The sequence below is a fragment of the Halomonas sp. Ps84H-12 genome, assembly GCF_024124725.1.
Classification (GTDB): Bacteria; Pseudomonadota; Gammaproteobacteria; order Pseudomonadales; family Halomonadaceae; genus Vreelandella; species Vreelandella aquamarina.
Map to the genome: position 1 here is coordinate 16,042 of NZ_JAMXSJ010000036.1, position 17,518 is coordinate 33,559.

At 53.5% G+C, this 17,518-nt stretch carries 19 protein-coding genes and 1 pseudogene; 7 read left to right on the forward strand and 13 right to left on the reverse strand.

The window, feature by feature from the left end:
* Positions 1–11 precede the first annotated feature (11 nt).
* The 9 genes and pseudogenes from NH344_RS15245 to NH344_RS15285 all read right to left on the reverse strand — a co-directional run bounded on the left by NH344_RS15245 (position 12) and on the right by NH344_RS15285 (position 8,933).
* A pseudogene (locus tag NH344_RS15245) lies at positions 12–1,265 on the reverse strand (IS256 family transposase).
* Positions 1,266–1,478: 213 nt separating this feature from the next.
* The gene (locus NH344_RS15250; protein ID WP_137094702.1) at positions 1,479–1,889 is read right to left on the reverse strand and encodes a hypothetical protein; all 411 of its coding nucleotides are present in this window, start codon (positions 1,887–1,889) and stop codon (positions 1,479–1,481) included.
* A gap of 131 nt (positions 1,890–2,020) precedes the next feature.
* Positions 2,021–2,791 carry a copper resistance protein B gene (locus tag NH344_RS15255; RefSeq protein WP_044630681.1) on the reverse strand — a complete coding sequence of 257 codons (771 nt, stop codon included), beginning with the start codon at positions 2,789–2,791 and terminating at the stop codon, positions 2,021–2,023.
* Between the two features lie 9 nt (positions 2,792–2,800).
* Positions 2,801–4,723, reverse strand: a complete 1,923-nt coding sequence (locus NH344_RS15260; protein ID WP_253028091.1) for a copper resistance system multicopper oxidase — start codon at positions 4,721–4,723, stop codon at positions 2,801–2,803.
* Between the two features lie 68 nt (positions 4,724–4,791).
* A complete protein-coding gene (locus NH344_RS15265; protein WP_228219893.1) occupies positions 4,792–6,132 on the reverse strand; it encodes a sensor histidine kinase in 1,341 nt (446 codons plus the stop codon).
* Complete coding sequence (locus NH344_RS15270) at positions 6,119–6,784, reverse strand: response regulator transcription factor (protein WP_044630684.1); 666 nt, start codon at positions 6,782–6,784, stop codon at positions 6,119–6,121. The genes NH344_RS15265 and NH344_RS15270 overlap by 14 nt, the downstream gene beginning before the upstream one ends.
* A gap of 14 nt (positions 6,785–6,798) precedes the next feature.
* Positions 6,799–7,332, reverse strand: coding sequence for a plastocyanin/azurin family copper-binding protein (locus NH344_RS15275; RefSeq protein ID WP_044630692.1), 534 nt, complete (start codon positions 7,330–7,332; stop codon positions 6,799–6,801).
* 320 nt (positions 7,333–7,652) lie between these two features.
* Positions 7,653–8,558 carry a CopD family protein gene (locus NH344_RS15280; protein WP_137094704.1) on the reverse strand — a complete coding sequence of 302 codons (906 nt, stop codon included), beginning with the start codon at positions 8,556–8,558 and terminating at the stop codon, positions 7,653–7,655.
* 3 nt (positions 8,559–8,561) lie between these two features.
* Positions 8,562–8,933, reverse strand: a complete 372-nt coding sequence (locus tag NH344_RS15285) for a copper resistance CopC family protein (protein ID WP_137094706.1) — start codon at positions 8,931–8,933, stop codon at positions 8,562–8,564.
* 383 nt (positions 8,934–9,316) lie between these two features.
* Here NH344_RS15285 and NH344_RS15290 point away from each other — a divergent pair, with 383 nt between their 5' ends.
* Both NH344_RS15290 and NH344_RS15295 read left to right on the forward strand, forming a co-directional pair.
* Positions 9,317–9,466 carry a hypothetical protein gene (locus NH344_RS15290; protein WP_167348110.1) on the forward strand — a complete coding sequence of 50 codons (150 nt, stop codon included), beginning with the start codon at positions 9,317–9,319 and terminating at the stop codon, positions 9,464–9,466.
* Complete coding sequence (locus NH344_RS15295) at positions 9,463–9,900, forward strand: DUF411 domain-containing protein (protein WP_062363487.1); 438 nt, start codon at positions 9,463–9,465, stop codon at positions 9,898–9,900. The genes NH344_RS15290 and NH344_RS15295 overlap by 4 nt, the downstream gene beginning before the upstream one ends.
* Before the next feature lie 351 nt (positions 9,901–10,251).
* Here NH344_RS15295 and NH344_RS15300 read toward each other — a convergent pair whose 3' ends face one another.
* Both NH344_RS15300 and NH344_RS15305 read right to left on the reverse strand, forming a co-directional pair.
* Entirely contained in the window at positions 10,252–11,622 is a 1,371-nt protein-coding gene (locus tag NH344_RS15300) for an MFS transporter (protein WP_137094708.1), read from the reverse strand.
* A gap of 34 nt (positions 11,623–11,656) precedes the next feature.
* The gene (locus NH344_RS15305) at positions 11,657–11,932 is read right to left on the reverse strand and encodes a metal-sensing transcriptional repressor (protein ID WP_044630689.1); all 276 of its coding nucleotides are present in this window, start codon (positions 11,930–11,932) and stop codon (positions 11,657–11,659) included.
* Positions 11,933–12,065: 133 nt separating this feature from the next.
* Between NH344_RS15305 and NH344_RS15310 the strand changes: the two genes are divergently transcribed.
* From NH344_RS15310 to NH344_RS15320, 3 genes are read left to right on the forward strand one after another with little or no spacing between them, the layout of a single operon-like run.
* Complete coding sequence (locus NH344_RS15310) at positions 12,066–12,434, forward strand: hypothetical protein (RefSeq protein WP_137094712.1); 369 nt, start codon at positions 12,066–12,068, stop codon at positions 12,432–12,434.
* 52 nt (positions 12,435–12,486) lie between these two features.
* Positions 12,487–13,221, forward strand: coding sequence for a HupE/UreJ family protein (locus tag NH344_RS15315; protein WP_170968126.1), 735 nt, complete (start codon positions 12,487–12,489; stop codon positions 13,219–13,221).
* 15 nt (positions 13,222–13,236) lie between these two features.
* Positions 13,237–14,052 (forward strand): hypothetical protein, encoded by an 816-nt coding sequence (locus NH344_RS15320; protein ID WP_044630691.1) that lies wholly within the window; start codon positions 13,237–13,239, stop codon positions 14,050–14,052.
* A gap of 321 nt (positions 14,053–14,373) precedes the next feature.
* Here NH344_RS15320 and NH344_RS15325 read toward each other — a convergent pair whose 3' ends face one another.
* On the reverse strand, positions 14,374–15,675 hold the full coding sequence (locus tag NH344_RS15325; RefSeq protein WP_058578389.1) for an IS1380 family transposase: 1,302 nt from the start codon (positions 15,673–15,675) through the stop codon (positions 14,374–14,376).
* A gap of 316 nt (positions 15,676–15,991) precedes the next feature.
* Between NH344_RS15325 and NH344_RS15330 the strand changes: the two genes are divergently transcribed.
* Positions 15,992–16,234, forward strand: a complete 243-nt coding sequence (locus tag NH344_RS15330; RefSeq protein WP_058578390.1) for a BPSL0761 family protein — start codon at positions 15,992–15,994, stop codon at positions 16,232–16,234.
* Positions 16,235–16,720: 486 nt separating this feature from the next.
* On the opposite strand, the gene NH344_RS15335 is transcribed toward NH344_RS15330, so the two are convergent.
* The gene (locus NH344_RS15335) at positions 16,721–16,993 is read right to left on the reverse strand and encodes a helix-turn-helix transcriptional regulator (RefSeq protein ID WP_058578391.1); all 273 of its coding nucleotides are present in this window, start codon (positions 16,991–16,993) and stop codon (positions 16,721–16,723) included.
* A gap of 98 nt (positions 16,994–17,091) precedes the next feature.
* On the opposite strand from NH344_RS15335, the gene NH344_RS15340 reads away from it, so the two are divergent.
* The gene (locus NH344_RS15340) at positions 17,092–17,493 is read left to right on the forward strand and encodes a hypothetical protein (protein ID WP_213262848.1); all 402 of its coding nucleotides are present in this window, start codon (positions 17,092–17,094) and stop codon (positions 17,491–17,493) included.
* The last annotated feature ends 25 nt before the right edge of the window (positions 17,494–17,518 follow it).

Here is a 17,518-nt window from a genome sequence, read left to right on the forward strand (position 1 = left end):
GTGTATGACCATCAGGCGGCGTCTCTGCCAGTTTGATCATCCACCTGCTCTCCATCCCGAAACTGGACGTTGTCCACGACCAGCTTCAGTTGGTCGAACCCCTTGATCCGCTTCCAGCGTTTTTGGGCGGATTGGAGTAATTTGAACACCATCGATAAGGTGGTGTCGCGAGAGCCGCAGGATCGGCTCTGCTTGGTTCTTAACCGCACGGTGGCGAAGGTGGATTCAATCGGATTGGTGGTCCGCAAGTGAATCCAGTGAATGGCCGGGAAATCGTAGAAGGCCAACAGCTCGTCCCGGTCCTTCTCAAGGTTTTCCATGGCCTTCGGGTACTTGTCCTGAAACCGCTTCAACGTGCTGTCAAAGGCCTTGTGTGCGCTGTCACGGGTCTCCGCCAGATAGATCTCGTGCAAGGCTGACTTCACTTTCGGTTGTACTGACTTGGGCAGCTTGTCCAGTACGTTAGCGGTCTTGTGCACCCAGCACCGCTGGTGCCGGGTTTCCGGAAACACCTTGCTCAGCGCTTTCCAGAAGCCCAGAGCCCCGTCGCCTACGGCCAGCTTGGGCGCATGATCCAGGCCACGTTCCCGCAAGCCAGTGAGCAGCTCACGCCAGCTGGCTTCAGACTCCCGGTGGCCATCTTCAACAGCCACCAGCTCCTTGTGGCCGTGCTCAGTGACCCCAATGATCACCAGCAGGCAGAGCCGGTCATCCAGGCGGACATTGCTGTAGACACCGTCCGCCCACCAGTAAACGTAGCGCTTCTGGCCCAGGTCACGGTGACACCACTCCTCGTGCTCCTTCAGTCACTGGGCCTTGAGCCGGGTCACCGTATTGGCGGACAACCCCTTGGCCTGCTCACCGACCAAGGCGTTCAGAGCCTCCTGAAAGTCGCCAGAGGAGACCCCTCGCAGGTAGAGCCAAGGGATGAGCTCATCCAGACTCCGAGCCCGCTTCAAGTACGGCGGCAGGAGCTGGCTGTTAAAGCGAATGCCGGAGCCGCTGCGGTCTCTGACCTTGGGCACCTGAACGTCAACATCCCCAACGCCTGTCTGGATTGTGCGCTTGGGTAGGTGTCCGTTGCGCACCACAGCTTGGCGCCCATCAGGTGTTGAAACATCGGCATACTGGTTCAGCAAGCCCTGAAGCTCCGACTCGACCGCCTTGGCAATCAGGTCACGGGCACCCTGACGGATCAGCTCGTGCAATGGGTCGGTGGTGGCCACCTCTGGTTGTGAAAGAGCGTGCAGGTTAGACTTGGACATGGCGTATCATTCCTCTGTTGGTTGTGATCTTGGCGGTGATCAACCAACAGGATACGCCACCCCTTCAGCCTGCTTCCATACACCAGAAATCACCATAGCTCGTTAGCGAAAATTCCTGAATTAAAGCTGAATTTGTTTGCCGAGATACTAGTTTTTCATAAAAAAGGTCAGCTCATGGCTGACCTTCTTAATTCATGTCAAGACTAAAGGATATCAATAGGCGACATGTAGTTCATAATAACGGTTATCATCACTGCCTCCACTTGATCTTCCTGTTACCTCAAGCTGATAATTACCCGGTTGCAGCTGACGAACAAGTTCGAAGTGCCCCCGTGGGCTGGAAGCTTCTGCTACCTTCTGTCCCGCCTCATTATAAAGAACAGCTGAAATGCGGTTGCCAGTGCTGGTAAATCCTGGAAAGTGCTCACTCACTACTTTCAGTGTAGTCGCTTGTTCAATGTTAATATTGAAACGCTTAGGATGCCCCTGGGCAAGCATCTGTGTAGAAGATACGCCTCTTTCTAGTAAGGGAAGATTCTGTGTTGTATTGCCTAAGCTCGCTAATACAGGTGTAGAGAGGATACTTGCTACTACTGCACTAAAAACAATTGCTTTAATTTTCATGGTGGTTTACTCCGCTGGTTATTTACAATTTAACAATAACCTTAGAGTATGAATTGAAGCTGAATTTAGTGGTTTATTAGCAAAAAAAAACGCCACCTTTCGGTGGCGCAAGTTATAGAGTGCTTAACGATTTAAAATATTAACCTGACGCCTGCCACCACGCCGGTATCTTCGGTATTATTCCCGCCAGCACGAGAAAGGTCAGCGGTATCGCCATACTCTTTTTCCCAGTAAGCGCCCACGTAAGGCGCAAAGCGTCTGGTCACTTCGTAGCCCAGGCGCATGCCGACACGCACTGAGTTAAGGCCCTTACCCACACCAAACTCCTTAACTTCGCTGGCAGCTACGGCAATTTCGGTACGCGGCTGTAGGTAGAGCCGCTGCGTCAGGCGCAGATCGTACTCGCTTTCCAGGCTGGCGGAGATATCGCCTTCATCGCTTATCATCAAGTCGAGATCGGTCTCGAAGCGATAGGGGGCGAGCCCCAATAGGCTGATGACGCCGAAATAGCGTTCGGGATAGTCATTCGTAGCGATACCGCCCTGATAACCGATGCCGCCCTGAAGTTCCCAGAAGTCGGCAATCAAACGACTATAAAGCAGGTTGAGGGACTCGAATTCTGCATCTTCGCCATCGCCCTGGACGTTTTGGCCTTCGCCTTCCACGTATAGGCGATTGAAATCACCGCCATACCAGGCCTGGAAATCCCAGACCAAGGCATCCCCCCCCTTGTCGGGCGAAGCATATTCCAAGCGATCGACCCGTACCGTGGTCATCGGGTGCTCCACGACCGGTGACGGCCAGCCGGCCGGGGCGTCATAGCCGTCTTCGGCTTGAGCAGTCGTGGCGGCGGCCATGCCGAGGGCGGCGCTGGCGAGGGTTAAGTAGTGCTTGGTTTTCATACTGCCTCCTTAAGAAACCTGAACAACGCGGAACATGCCGGCATCCATGTGATAGAGAAGGTGGCAGTGGAACGCCCAACTGCCCTCTGCATCTGCGGTGATCAACGCAGATACGCGCTCACCGGGCTTCACATTTAGGGTGTGTTTGCGTGGTATCAATTCCCCTTGGCCGTTTTCCAGCTCCATCCACATGCCGTGGAGGTGGATAGGATGCTCCATCATGGTGTCGTTAATCAGAATTAGGCGCAGCCGCTCGTCTTTCACAAAATGAATAGGGCCCGTCACTTCGCTAAACTTCTTACCGTCGAACGACCATATATAACGCTCCATATTGCCGGTCAGGTGCAGCTCAAGCTCACGGCCTGGCTCACGGCGATCAGGCCATGGTGTGATCGCTTTGAGATCCCGGTAGACTAATATGCGTCGTTCGTCGGGGTCGATGCCGATGCCCGCCTGGTCGTAGCGAGAGCCGGGCTGGGCTTCACCAGCGAGAAGCAAACCGTTTGCGCCTATTTTGGCCTGCTCGGCTGCCATGCCTCCCATAGTAGAGTGATCCATGCCTTGCATGTTGGACATACCGGAGTGATCCATCCCAGCCATGCTGGAATGATCCATCCCCGACATGTTGGACATGCCAGAGTGATCCATCCCCGACATGTTGGACATGCCAGAGTGATCCATCCCCGACATGTTGGACATGCCAGAGTGATCCATCCCCGACATGTTGGACATGCCAGAGTGATCCATCCCCGCCATGTTAGAGTGATCCATACCGCCCATACCGTGGGCACCCATGGCTTCCATGCCGCGGTCGGCAATTTGGCGGCGCTTGGGAATCTCCGCCTGCATGCCTTCACGCGGGGCTAGCGTGGCGCGAGCGTAGCCACTCCGATCCATGGCTTCGGCGAAGATGGTATAGGCTCGATCATCTTCTGGTGAAACAAGCACATCGTACGTTTCCGCCACGCCAATACGGAACTCATCAACAGGCACGGGTTGCACTGGCTGGCCATCGGCAGCAACGACGGTCATCTTCAAACCAGGTATACGTACATCAAAGTATGACATCGCCGACCCGTTAATCACGCGTAGCCGCACCCGCTCACCAGCCTTGAACAGCGCATTCCAGTTTTCTTGGGGGGAGTGACCGTTAAGCAGGTAGGTATAAGTACTGCCGGTCACATCGGCAATATCCCGAGAACTCATGCGCATTTTGGCCCACATACCGCGCATCTCGGCAGTTTGTGAGAAACCCTTTTCGCGAACATCGGCGAAAAAATCAGCAATCGTGCGCTCTTGGAAGTTGTAATAGCCTTCCATGGTTTTCAGATTACGAAATACCGACATGGGGTCTTCAAAGGTCCAGTCGGTGAGCAGTAGCACATGCTCACGGTCATAGCGGATGGGTTCGCGCTCGGCGGCGTCAATTATCAACGGCCCGGCGTGGCCGAGCTGTTCCTGCAAGCCGGAGTGGCTGTGGTACCAGTAGGTACCGTTCTGACGGACGGGAAAACGGTAGGTAAAGGTTTCACCAGGGGCGATACCTGCAAAGCTAACGCCAGGCACACCATCCATTTCCGGCGGTAGAATGAGACCATGCCAGTGGATGGAGGTGGGCTCGTCCAGCAGGTTGGTGACACGCAGTACTGCGTCTTGACCTTCTTTCAAACGAATCAGCGGGGCAGGACTGGTACCGTTAATGGTAATTGGTTGGGCTTCTTGTCCGTCAATAGGCAACGATTCACGGCGGATCGTCAGCGATACCTCGGGCCCTTCTTCAACGCCCTGAGCATAGACGTTGGTACGGCCCCAGGGGTTTGCCCAGGCGGGAGTTAACCCCATTGCCGCAGCAGAACCTAAGCCTAAGGCAGCGCCTCCTTTTAACACTTGCCGACGAGAAAGAGGGTGAGAAATGATACTTGAGCGTGCCATGTGTAACTCCCATCAATGATGAATGGCACCATCTTGATGGAAGAAGCTGAATCAAAGCTGAATAGTGATTAATTAATCACTTCAACTGCAAGAGGCAACGTAACCGTAACGCGCAGTCCACCCAGTGGACTACGCTCAAAGCGCGAGTGCCCTGAGTAGCGGGCAATTAACTGCGCAAGAATCGACAGGCCTAAGCCGTAGCCGGGACGGCGTTCATCCAATCGTGTGCCACGCTCTCCCAAGCGCGAAAGATCTTCTTCTGCAACGCCGAAACCGTCATCATCAGTGGTGAGCGTGAGTGTGGTAGTGGAGACGGCAATATCGCAATTAATGCACCTATTCGACCATTTGCCAGCGTTATCGAGCACGATGCCTAATATTTCAGAAAAGTCGTGAGCCTCAATAGGCACTTGGTCTTTCTCGTGTGCCGAGTGGGTAAGGTTGAAAATGCGCTCAGGGTAAAGACTACGGAACATCTCGATGAGCCGTGAACTATCTCGCGTGACGTTCGCCATTCGACCCGCGTTAGGCCCTGCAATACGCGAACGACGCAGCTCTGCAGCTAACTGAGCGTTAATATCTTCAATACGACTGAGCAGTTTATGCCGTCGGTTTTCATCAATGGGCCGATTGCCGCGCAGTACTTGGGTAATTGCTGCCAGCGGGGTTTTTAATGCGTGTGATAGGTTGGCGACCGATTCTCGCGAGCGCTTCAGACGAAGATCAATGTCGTCCATGAACCAGTTCAACTGGTCGACTAATTCATCTAGCTCCGAAGGGGCTACTAATGACAAGCGATCACGTTTGCCTGATCGCAATGCTTCAAGTTGTTGGCGCAGTTGCCAGAGTGGTATGAGTCCACGGTTAACCGCTAGCATGTTGAGCATGATGAGCATCCCTAAAAGCACGGCGGCGATCCCACCAACCCACCAGTGCAAAGTTGCAAGCCCTGCTTCTACTTGGGAAAAATCCTCGCCCACCAATAGCACACCCTGCGTGCCCTGCCACTCAAAATGGCGGCGATAGACGAGCATGTGCTGTGTTCCGCGATTCACATCTATTAGGGCATCGCCGCTCTCATCTAGCAACGGAGCCAGCTGTTGCTGCCATTGCGGGTCAGAAGCGCTGACTAAGCCATTGAAACGGAGTACGTAGAGATGATGAAAGACTTGATAGCCTTGGCTAACCGAGTCGAGCGCAGTCGGTACAGCCGTTTGGTCTTGCTCTAGCTCTAGCTGCGCGACCGCGTGGTTTGCTTCACGTTGTAAGCGTTCACCTAAAAAATCCCTTGCCAGGCTCTGTAAAAAGATCCCGTGCAATAGCCACGTGGTGACCACCACCAGTAGCGCGACGCCGCCTAACCATGCGAGTAGCCGAATGCGTAAACTGCGTCTATCAATGTGAAGCAAAGAAATACCCCTGACCACGTCGCGTTTGAATGACTGATTTACCGAGATAACGGCGCAGACGAGCGATGTAGACTTCCACCAAGTTAGGCGCGGCGGCATCCTGATCCAATGCATAGAGCTGCTCTAGTAGCTGCTCTTTCGAGTGAATGCGATCAGGATGCAGCATTAAGTAGCGCAGTAACCGAAACTCGGTCGCTGTGAGCGAACGCCACGTTTCACCTTCTAAGCACACTCGTTGACCCGCTTCATCCAACGAAATGCCGTTAAGCGTGATCACTTGAGATAACTGACCAGACTGCCTGCGTAGCAAGGCCTTCAGGCGAGCCATAAGTTCGGCTTCGTGGAAAGGCTTGGTGAGATAGTCATCGGCTCCGGTTTCAAGTCCGATAACTTTATCTTCCCAGGTATCGCGGGCCGTCAGGATCAAAATAGGCGTGTCGCGTTTTTGCCTGCGCCACTGGGCGAGCAGATCCAGCCCTGAGCCGTCGGGCAAACCGACATCTAAGATCGCCAGTTCATAATGCTCGGTTGCCATCAGCGACTTGGCCGCTTTCAAGGAAGCGGCCAAATCAACCAGGTAACCGTTGTCTTTGAGACTCTCTGCCAAGCTTTCCGCTAGCAAGTCATCATCTTCAAGTAGCAACAGTTTCATGGATATACGTCAGATTAGAGAGAAAAATTGCCGTACATGCCGGATTCATAATGACCAGGAATGTTACAGGCATACTCTAGCTCGTTAACATTGTCAGGGACACTCCATAATAAAGTCCCGGTTTCACCAGGCGCAATGGTGACACCTGCCATGTCCATGCTGGCCATATCGTGACCATCGCCGTTTGACATATTGGACATATCGTGGCCTTCACCGTGTGCCATATTTGACATGTCATGGCCTCCGCCATTGGCCATGTTTAGCATCATCTGGCGATGTTCTTCTTGGGCTTCTTTGCTACCAATCACAAATTCATGCTCTAAATTGCCGGTGTTGGTGATTTCAAATTTAACCACCTCCCCAGCCGCCAGTTCTAGCTCTTCAGGGTCGAACCACATATCGCCAGCCTCAAGGCTGATCGTGCGGTCAACGTCAGCCTCGGTTAGGCCATTGTCACCACTGCCTTGGCCGGGCGAAGCCCATGCCGCACTTGTTACTAGGCTTAGTGAAAGAGCAAGCAAAGGAGTTGTTAAAATGGTGTTGCGCATGGTCATTTACCTCAAAAGGGTTGTTGTCACTGCTTATTTATACGGTGTTAGCCTGAAACGAGTCTGAACCTAACGTAAAAATATGGCCTGCTACCCAAAAGCATTTCTAACATGATGATGGATCCTGCCCCCCTGATTAGAGTCAACGCTGCAGCAATGACTTTTCGTCTTGTTGGTGCAATTGCCTATGGCAGCCTCCGCCTAAACCTCCGCCTAAACCTCCGCCTAAACCTCCGCCTAAACCTCAGCGTAAGGCCCATAAGAAGGAGACCGTTAATTTCGAGCTCTGGAACGGCTCAACAAGGTGGTTGACCTGTTAGTCACCCATTCGGTGATGTCACCCTTGTCAGCACCGCCGTGATCAGCAGGATAACCACGACCAGCACCATCTCCAGTGCAATACTTCTCTGTAACCGTCCTGGGGCTGTTGCGTCGCCGCTCTCAAAGGCCGGCACAAGCCGCCACTTGTTCGCGGCAGCAAATAACAGTAGCGCCGCCACAATCAATACCTTGCCGATCAAGAACTGTCCATATGCCGTGGTGAGCAGTGGCGTGAGACCGCCCGTTAGTAGCGTGGCCAACGTGACGCCCGCGAGTACCAACAAGCCGACTCCGCCCATGGCGATTTTCCCGAAACGGGTCAGAATGTGGGCGGTATTGTCCTGGTTGTGACCCCGTCCTACTAAATGGAACAGCGGCCAAAGCGAGGCCACCCAAAATGCTGCCGCCATCAGGTGAACGATCAGCAAGCCAGCCAGAACGAGGCGTGGGGTGTTTACTGTATGCCCCACCTGCACGAATGCCAGCATCACCAATAAAACGCCTACTAGGCTCACGCTGTTGGCTGTTTTCGAGAGCGCTAAGTTATTAAGCTGAATCGCCTGAACCAGCAGCAAGCCAGCTACCGCCAGCATTAGCCGGCCCCCGGACGCACCCTCAAACACGATTCCGAGCAGCATTGGGTTGGTTGCAGCAGCGATATTGCCGCCCCCAAGGTAACCAGCTTCTAAAGGCCACTGGAACAGAATCAGAATGACCCCCGCCCAGGCAGCAAAGACGCCCATGCGGGCGACGCGCCTCCGGTCGTGATCAGGGAGTCGGGGAAACGCTAGACGAAACAACACGGCCCCCGTCGCGACTAGGGCACTAAGGTAAACCCCAGCCGCCACGAGAATCATCGCGACGGTCCAGACGTCGAGGCTATTTACGGAGAACCACCAGGCCACGGGTCAGGGCTCGACCGAGAAGTTAAAACCGTCGGACATCATGTGCCCGTCATCCGATAGGCCACGCCAGCGCACCTGGTAATCCCCAGCCGAAAGAGTGTCACTGGGCTTTACGAAGTAGCGATCGACCTGTTCACTGCCTGGCTGACCATCAAGAGGAACGGGGCCGTTTGGGCCTGTCACTTCAAACTGGGTGATGCGCATCATGCCACCAAACTCGATGCCAATCTCTGCTGGGGAATCCTGAATGGTGACGCCATCCTTAGGCGAAGTGCTTGCGGCCCCTTCATGGGCCAACACTGGGCTTGCGAGCGACAGCAACAGCGTTGCTAAGGTAGCGTGAATAATAGGGAGCGAACTCTTCTTCTTTTGCATACCGTATCCTTATGTTTTTCAGGGTTGAATGGATATTGTTACTTCATCGCGGAGGCGCTAAAACTGATTCGGTTGAGCCTTGGTTAGGTTATTGTCACCACCGCCGTGGCCGGGCGCAGCCCATGCGGCGCTGGTTACCAGACTTACTGAAAGGGCAAACAAAGACGTTGTTAAAGTGGTTTTGCGCATGGTTATTTCCCTCAGGGGTGATTGTCACCCGTTTTTTATACGGTGTTAACCTGAAACGAGCCTGAACCCAGCGGGCAAAATATGATCTGTAGCAACCTTTCGTTGTCCGCAAGGTTGCAAGGCTTGACCTTAGGGTAACCCCAAGGTTGTATGCTTACAGCGTTATTACTTACTGACTTGTTAGGAGACTAACCATGATGAACGCAGATTGTTTTGCTTTTATGAGCTCCATGAGTTGGTTTGGTTGGTTAATGCCGCTCACTTTTTTACTGTTGATAGGGCTGGGTATCGCCTCGTTAGTCAAGTACTTGTTTAGCCACGCACCTCAAGGAGACCGCTCATGAAGCGATTTACCGCTACGGTTTTATCTAGTGTTTTGGCCCTAGGAGCCGCCTCGGCTCAGGCCGCATTGCCGGATGAAGCCACGCTTTACCAAAACCCCCAGTGCGGCTGCTGTGACGCTTATGCACGCCATCTTGAAGAGCTCGGCGTAGAAGTGACGATTATTGACGATGTAGAGCTGGGTGATATTAAGCAGCAGGCAGGCGTGCCCTATGGCCTGGGTTCATGCCATACCATTGAGATGGGCGAGTATTGGATCGAAGGCCACGTTCCAATGGAAGCCGTGCAGGCGCTGTTTGAGGAACAACCCGATATTGACGGTATCGGTTTGGCGGGTATGCCCATTGGCACACCGGGTATGCCGGGGCCACAAGAAAGCCCTTACAATGTGTACACGTTTACAGGCCAGGAAGATGAGCCATTTATGACCCTTTAGTAGGGTGATAAAAGCTCGCCTGCTGTCTGCACGCCGTTCTAACGGACTCTTGTAGTACAGCAGGCGCATTCAAGTCATACATTACTAAAACGAAAGCGCTGTATTAAACTTAGGATTTACTTTGCTAGTGCGTTACGGGTCGATTCGTTACGGTAAGCTAAAAATAAGATTGCGTCGTTTTCTTTACACCTACACATTGCCACACTAGCAAGCCTGTTAAAGCTTACTTTGCGCAAAAACCTCCTATTAATATTACGCCTTAATAAAAGGTGAGCATGTTGTATACCCGCGTTAGTAAGATTGGCAGTTCGCATCCCACGTTTATTTCCCAAGCCCGCGTCCTTACTCGTTTTACGATGGCCAATGGGAATGGTGGTCATCGATAACAAAGACGTGCCCATGTGAGCCTGGGGAATGATGGTGGGAATGGCGATGAGGTTCCGGCCCCTCCCATCCCTCATGTTCGTGCTGATGATGTTCATCGTGGTAGTGCAGGTGGGTGTGACTTTGGGCAGCGTGCTCGTGCTCAAGAGCCATCGGGTCATGTGCGTGCCAGATAAGGGCCGCGAGCCCCGTTGCCGCCAGGGCCACCGTTCCCAGCAAAGCGAACGTACCCGTCAGTCCCAGGTTCACTCCCAGCCAGCCTGCCAACGGATAGGTGACTAGCCAACAGCTGTGTGACAACGAGAACTGGGCAGCAAACAGCGCTGGACGCTCCTCCGGCTGGCATGAACGTTTGAGCAGGCGCCCGGTGGGGGTCATGACCAACGAGGCCCCAGCGCCCAGCAGTAACCATAGCCCGACAAGCCCCGCAAACGATGGGCCCAGCCAGCCCAGGTAGAGGCTGAGTGCCATCATAACGCCACCCAGCAGCATGACTGGCCGCTCGGACACCCGTTCCAGCACCTTGGGCAGCAGTAAGGCTATTAGCATGGAGCCCCCGCCTGCGGCGGCAAAGGCCAGTGCGACTTCTTTCTCGCCCAAATTCAACACCGAGCGTACGAGTACCACCGTGTTGACGATCTGCATGGCCCCGGCGGCTGAAACAGCCAGGTTCAACGCCAGTAGCCCGCGCAACCGGGGCGTCTTCAGGTAAATCCGCATACCATGAGTAACGCGACGCCAGACGCCGGGGGCTTCCTCTAGGGGGGGAGACGCAGGCAGGATCACCGATATAACCAGGGCAGCAGAGATAGCGAACGCCAGAGCGTTGAGTACAAACAGAACATCAAAACCCATCACTATTAGCAGTGCCGCCGCCACTATCGGGCTAAGAAGGTTCTCTAAATCATAGGCGAGACGTGACAGGGATAATGCACGTGTGTACTTCTCCTCGTCTTCGAGAATGTCAGGTATCGTCGCCTGGAAAACGGGCGTAAAGCCAGCTGAACAAGCATTGAGTAGAAAGATCAGCACATAGATCTGCCACACTTCGGTAACAAAAGGCAGTGCACAAACCACGGCTGCACGCATCAAGTCCAGACTAACCAGCAAGGTGCGCCGAGGCAGGCGTGATGCATAAGCGCCGACCAGAGGGGAAATGCCCACGTAAGCGACCATCTTGATCGCCAGCGCCGTGCCTAGCACAACACCTGCCTGACCTTCAGCAAGATCGTGAGCCAGTAACGCCAGCGCAACCGTGGTCAGGCCAGTGCCGATCAGTGCAATGACCTGAGCTAAAAAGAGATGGCGGTAGATGCGGTGGGCGAGTACATCGAGCATAGAACTTCCTCAAATGAGGGGAGCCTAAAAGTACTTACAGGTAGCGTGCAATCGTCTTGAACTCTTCAGCCCGCGCCCGTTGCGTTTGATTCTGAGTACCTAGTGCTTCGTCCATGCAGTGGTCGATGTGATCCAGGACTAAAGTGCGTTTAGCTTGTTGAATGGCTTTTTCTACTGCATGGAGTTGTTGAGCGATGTCCAGGCAGTGGCGTCCATCCTCTACCATCTGGGTTACGCTCGAAAGGTGCCCCCGAGCGCGGTTCAGGCGCTTGATGATATCGGGATGTGACTGGTGAGTATGCATTGTCATTTTCTTTTCCCTTATTATATTCCTATCCCCCCGGAGGGGATGGTAATCTACCGCCGTTATTCTGCCAACGCTATGATTCAAGGCAGACGGTTATCTATTTTTCTGACTTTTACTTTAATCCTGGTTGCTCTACATGCTCAATCGGCTGCGTCACCGCCTTGGCTATCTGACCTTTCTGTTGCTGTTCCTGCCTAGCCTGGTAATCACTAGTGTGGGTGAGGCGCGTGCGCATGGGGCAGCGAGCATGGTTGGCGTTGAGTCGTCTCTCCATGAGAATGTGCAGAAGGGCCATGGGCATACCCATGGCCACGAGCACGAAGACAGTCGCCACCTGCATAATGAGAGTGGCAGTCATTTCCATGAAAAAGCGGATCGGCCTGGGACAGGCATTACCGTCGAGCCGAACTTCCGCGATGCCCTGCGGCTAGGCGAATGCAGCGGTCTTCCGCTGCGTCGCGTCTACCGCTTGGAGCGTCCGCCACGGCCAGTCATCACTGGATGATTGGGGCCGTCCCCCTGACGGCCAACTTTAATGACAGACCCGTGGAGGTTTTATGTTTCCATCCCAACTAGGGGGTGCGTTCGGCTTGTCTGCTATGATCCGACGCCACGCGCTGCCCCTTCTCACACTCCTAGTGATGCTCCTGGGAGCCACTGGTGAAGCCCTTGCCCACGCCGTTGCTGAAGGCGACAAAGGGTATATCCAGGAGATCTATGGCGTTCACCTGATCTCGTTCATCTATCTCGGTGCCAAGCACATGGTGACGGGGTATGACCACATCCTGTTTTTGCTAGGGGTCATCTTCTTCCTCTACCGAATGCAGCATATCGCCATTTACGTCAGCCTCTTTGCCATCGGTCACTCGACGACGATGCTGTTAGGGGTGTACTTCAATATCGGCATCAATAGCTACCTAATTGACGCCATCATCGGACTCTCCGTTGTCTACAAGGCGCTCGATAACATCGGGGCGTATCAGCGCTGGTTCGGCTTTCAGCCCAACACCAAGGTCGCCACACTGGTGTTCGGTCTGTTTCACGGCTTTGGCCTGTCGAGCAAGATCATTGAATACGATATCTCGCCTGATGGTCTCGTCCCTAATCTCCTGGCATTCAACGTAGGCGTCGAGATCGGCCAGCTACTAGCGTTGAGCGCCATTCTCATTGTGATGGGCTTCTGGCGACGCACGACGGGCTTCTTACGCCACGCGTATACCGCCAACGTCGCCATGATGTGTGCTGGTTTTATACTGGTGGGTTATCAACTCACCGGCTATTTCATTGCCTAATTGAGGGAGTCCCTAATGTATAACACTGATCTTCCAACCCGTGCCGAACTACCGTCAACGGGTAAGTTACTTCGCTCTACGCTGATGGCCGCCGTTATTGCTGTCGCTTTGCTGATCACCGTCGTGTTACCTGCCGAGTATGCCATTGACCCCACCGGTGCTGGGCGCTTGTTGGGGCTGACTGAGATGGGCGAAATCAAGACCCAGTTGGCTGAGGAAGCCGAACTCGACCAAGCCAACGATCAAGCCATGGCCCAACAGGCGTCTCAACCCTCGGCATCTCAAGGAATCGTCAGTGATCGCCAGTCTGCGCCGGTAAACGATGCTGATGCTCAGACTGCGACGTCCGAGGCAGAGATAGCTCCCCAAACAGCCAATTCTGCCTCAGCGAGTGATCCCGTAGCACCTTCACTCGAAGATTCTGACAGGGTGATGACCGATGCCAGCATGGCACTGGCGGAGGCATTAGCGACGGAGGAAGCTGCTTCACAGACGGCGCAAGCGGAAGAAGCGTCCCCGTGGAGCGATGAGGTGAGCTTTACCCTGACGCCAGGAGAAGGCACGGAGTACAAACTCACCATGCAAGAAGGGGCGGTTGCTACCTTTGCCTGGGTATCCGAAGGTGGCCCTGTCAACTTTGACACACACGGTGATGGCAATGGGAACTCCATTAGCTACGAAAAAGGCCGTGGCGTGCCCGAAGATGAAGGTGAGCTAGAAGCCGCTTTCACTGGCAACCATGGCTGGTTCTTCCGTAACCGCAATGACAACGATGTGATCATTGTCTTGCGTGTGGGTGGCGAATACGGGGAGTTAGTTAAGGCCCTTTAACAGATTAGCCTCTAGCGCTCTCTTGAGTGCTAGAGGTTTTCTTCGAACCAGTGTCATTAAGTATTTATAGCTGTATTGGTTTATTGATATACCACTTGATATAAAAATCATCTTCAAGCGCATGAGATGATGCAATAGCTCAGTTAGCAAAACCATTTAGCCTGGATTTCTCATAGTACCTCAGCCAGTACCGCACTCAGGCTGTAACACCGCTAAACACCTACTGGCTCGACTTACATCGGCTACTTTTTAACCACTTTCCGGCGTTCAGACACACTTCCCCCTTCCCCCCATTGCGTCGGGCCGGGGGCGCCCGAGCAGTCAGTTAGGAACCAACCGCCTGACGAGATCGGATAGCGCCGTTTTATAGGGGTAGCTGTCACTCATGAGTACTCGGATTCGACGCGTATTGCGGATGATGACCGCGCCTACTTTGATGAGCTTGAGCCTCAGGTTGCTCGGACTCATGCGCGCGAAGGGCGTGTGCTTCAGATAAGTCCGTAACCGCTCGAACAGCGTATAAGCGAAGCCCGACAAGATCAGCCGCCACTGATTGGCCCACCAGTGCGTGCTGGAGGTCCGGTCAGCAAACAGGCTCAGTTGTTGATCCTTGATCCGGTTCTCCATGTCACCCCGGGCACAGTACTGCTCGTAGTAAAGCTTGAAGCCATCATCGTAACGGGAACTGATGATAAACCGGGGATTAGAGCCTAACTCGCCTTCTTCTAGGCGGGCCACCACCCAGCGTGAGTATTTCCAGGAGTGGGCTTGATACTGGAAGCGGAACGTCCCCGCTACTTTCCCTCCCACCTGCCATTGGGTCTTGCGCACCAGCATCATGGGGACGTCCACTTCCTTGAGCAGCCGGCTGTTCTTGGCGATTCCCACGATGTAGTCGACGTGATGCCGATCGCACCAGTTCAGCATCCGGGGACGACAAAAGTGGCTATCACCTCGTAACACGATGCGCGTATCGGGCCAGTATTGACGGATAAAGCGTACCAGTAAGGCGAGGATCGCCCAGCTATGGCGGCTGTCGCTGCGGTCACTGGTGCGCAGATAGCTCACCAGTAAGTGGCGCCCACAGAAGACATACAGTGGGAAGTAGCAGTGGTGATCGTAATAACGGTTAAAGAACTTGCCGGGTTGCTCGCCATGCACGGGGATGTCGGTGCCATCAAAGTCCAGCACGATCTCCTTTGGTGGTTCGTCATGCTGTTCAATGAAGTGATGCCACAGCAACTCATGGGCCTTCACTATTGCTTGCCGATCGGCGTTCTGCTCCACCCGGCACAGCGTTGACTTGCCTGCCAGCGTATCCTCTTCACCGAGCGCTGTCTGGAGGGCCTGATCATAGCGCAGGGCCTCATGGTCGTTGAAATCTTCGTAGCCAGCAGCGACACCGAACACCCGCTGACGAACCAGAGTGTCGAGCTTATGACGAACCTGTTTCGGTGCACGGGGGTCATGAAGCACGGTGGCCAAGCGGCGTGTCAGGCGATGGTGTTTATCGACTTCACGAAGCAGGAGTAATCCGGCGTCCGACGTAATGTGGCCCCCGGAGAAGTCGGCTTCAATTTGGCGGCGTGAGAGTGGCGAGAAGGTCAGCTTTTCAGGTACCATTTTGGAAGCGGCTGTTGGTGCTTGATGGATTGGTTAGGTTCTTGAAATCATAGCACTTTCAGCCGCTTTCTTTTATACCCTGTGAGAAATCCAGGTTAGGCGTATATGCGAAATATCTAAAAGACCGCTTCTGGCCGTTAGCTGTAGGTTTCGGATTTACCCATCACCACACATAAGTAAGTCCGCGCAACATTAATGCCATAATGCGTCATTGCTAGTCTAGAAACGCTTTAGAGCCCAGCTCTAAGCGAAGAGATCTGTCGGTACGTGCGATACACCCTAATCGAATGGTGTTAGAAGCAATGAGAGAATCCCAATGACGTTACCTAATGAGCGGACACGTGCAATTATTCAGACTGAAGCCTTTCTCATTGAACTGAGCAAGGATAAATCCATTTGTGACGAGAAGCGGCAAGAAGCACGACGCTTGCTGCGTCACTATCCAAGTCGTAAAGAAATGCTTTTAGCTGGTCAAGTAGAGGAAAAGCTTACTGCAGGCTCTATATTTACCCCCTTTTTTTTCAAGCAGCATGGAAAGAGAACCCCCGGGTTCTTTTGAACACGGGGCGGGAGATGCACCTGCATAAAGTCTTAGTCTTAGGCGCCAAGGGTGGGAGATGAGCCTGTATAAAGTCTTTTTATGAGGCGTCAAGGGCGGGAGACGAGTCTGCATAAAGCCTTAGTCTTAGGCGCCAAGGGTGGGAGACGAACCTGCATAAAGTCTTTGTATGAGGCGTCGTCAAGGGCGGGAGATGAGCCTGCATAAATAAAGAGCGACGGAGCCGCCATCGCGCAGGCAGCAAGCGTGTGGCTTCCAGCCTGAAAAATCCCTTCTTAGCTGCATGTTGAAGCATGCTTCGCAGTCCATCCATGACCTTCCGGTTATTCACATCTGCTGGGACGAGGTTTCGTTATGAGCGAGACCGTAGTGCAGTGGGGCAGGAAATGGTGCTGGGAAGCGAAGCGTACGTTTGGCACGTACTGGCTAGGAGTGACCTAATTCATGCAAAACGCTGCTACTGAATCAACTCTAATCTCGAAAAGGCTATCGCCCTTGGCTACGTCCGTCTCTATTTGATTTTTGAGGAGCTGGTAAGCTGACGGAAGACATTCTAGGGAGAAGAGTTGTCGGCTCGCAATGCAAGGCCGCAGCGATTCTATACAGTTTCTCAATGGTGATGCCCACTTCTCCACGCTCTATCCTTCCCATATAGCTACGGTCAATGCCTGCTAATAATGCAAAGCGATCCTGAGAGAGGCCATTCGCTCGGCGCTTTTCCCTAATGTTTTGTCCGATAGCGACTGCCAGCTTTTCCATATCTGCCTCATTGGTCATGAGGCAGGACTATCGAGCGTTGCGGCCTATCAAGCCACGGCTTATAATCCGTATTTTTCACTCCTTTGATGCCCATGCCCATGTCCCGTAACCTCCCGAGCATAGATAGGCGAATCATTGAACTCTTGCTTAAGCCAGAAAACTCCACATTCTGTGTTCAAAGTCTTCGGGATCAATATCTGGAGCTATACAGCGTTAATCCTGTACACAAAGCACCACTGCGACGCTTCATTTATGAACGAATCAAAAAGCTGGTTAAGGCTCATTTTGTTGAGAAGGACAGCGAGATACGTAAACGTGGTCAGCTTTACCGTGTAGGGGCTGCGCTGCAGGAAGCTGATCTTGGCAATCCTGAAGATGACTTTGCTGAGTGGCTTCAGCCCGCCTTATTCACGAGGGCGCTGATTGAGCGGTCTGAAGGTACTGGCTGTTGGCATTGCTTATCAGGATTCGCATCTTCAGCGCGAGTGGCTGTTGAGTAATGCCAGAACGCAGCCCTTTTCCTAC

Coding starts and splice junctions, on each gene's coding strand:
- NH344_RS15295 (WP_062363487.1), top strand. CDS start 9,463: ATGAAGCGATTTACCGCTACGGTTTTATCTAGTGTTTTGGCCCTAGGA.
- NH344_RS15340 (WP_213262848.1), top strand. CDS start 17,092: ATGTCCCGTAACCTCCCGAGCATAGATAGGCGAATCATTGAACTCTTG.
- NH344_RS15250 (WP_137094702.1), bottom strand. CDS start 1,889: ATGAAAATTAAAGCAATTGTTTTTAGTGCAGTAGTAGCAAGTATCCTC.
- NH344_RS15325 (WP_058578389.1), bottom strand. CDS start 15,675: ATGGTACCTGAAAAGCTGACCTTCTCGCCACTCTCACGCCGCCAAATT.
- NH344_RS15330 (WP_058578390.1), top strand. CDS start 15,992: ATGACGTTACCTAATGAGCGGACACGTGCAATTATTCAGACTGAAGCC.
- NH344_RS15290 (WP_167348110.1), top strand. CDS start 9,317: ATGATGAACGCAGATTGTTTTGCTTTTATGAGCTCCATGAGTTGGTTT.
- NH344_RS15305 (WP_044630689.1), bottom strand. CDS start 11,932: ATGACAATGCATACTCACCAGTCACATCCCGATATCATCAAGCGCCTG.
- NH344_RS15285 (WP_137094706.1), bottom strand. CDS start 8,933: ATGCAAAAGAAGAAGAGTTCGCTCCCTATTATTCACGCTACCTTAGCA.
- NH344_RS15320 (WP_044630691.1), top strand. CDS start 13,237: ATGTATAACACTGATCTTCCAACCCGTGCCGAACTACCGTCAACGGGT.
- NH344_RS15300 (WP_137094708.1), bottom strand. CDS start 11,622: ATGCTCGATGTACTCGCCCACCGCATCTACCGCCATCTCTTTTTAGCT.
- NH344_RS15275 (WP_044630692.1), bottom strand. CDS start 7,332: ATGCGCAACACCATTTTAACAACTCCTTTGCTTGCTCTTTCACTAAGC.
- NH344_RS15310 (WP_137094712.1), top strand. CDS start 12,066: ATGCTCAATCGGCTGCGTCACCGCCTTGGCTATCTGACCTTTCTGTTG.
- NH344_RS15255 (WP_044630681.1), bottom strand. CDS start 2,791: ATGAAAACCAAGCACTACTTAACCCTCGCCAGCGCCGCCCTCGGCATG.
- NH344_RS15315 (WP_170968126.1), top strand. CDS start 12,487: ATGTTTCCATCCCAACTAGGGGGTGCGTTCGGCTTGTCTGCTATGATC.
- NH344_RS15270 (WP_044630684.1), bottom strand. CDS start 6,784: ATGAAACTGTTGCTACTTGAAGATGATGACTTGCTAGCGGAAAGCTTG.
- NH344_RS15335 (WP_058578391.1), bottom strand. CDS start 16,993: ATGGAAAAGCTGGCAGTCGCTATCGGACAAAACATTAGGGAAAAGCGC.
- NH344_RS15260 (WP_253028091.1), bottom strand. CDS start 4,723: ATGGCACGCTCAAGTATCATTTCTCACCCTCTTTCTCGTCGGCAAGTG.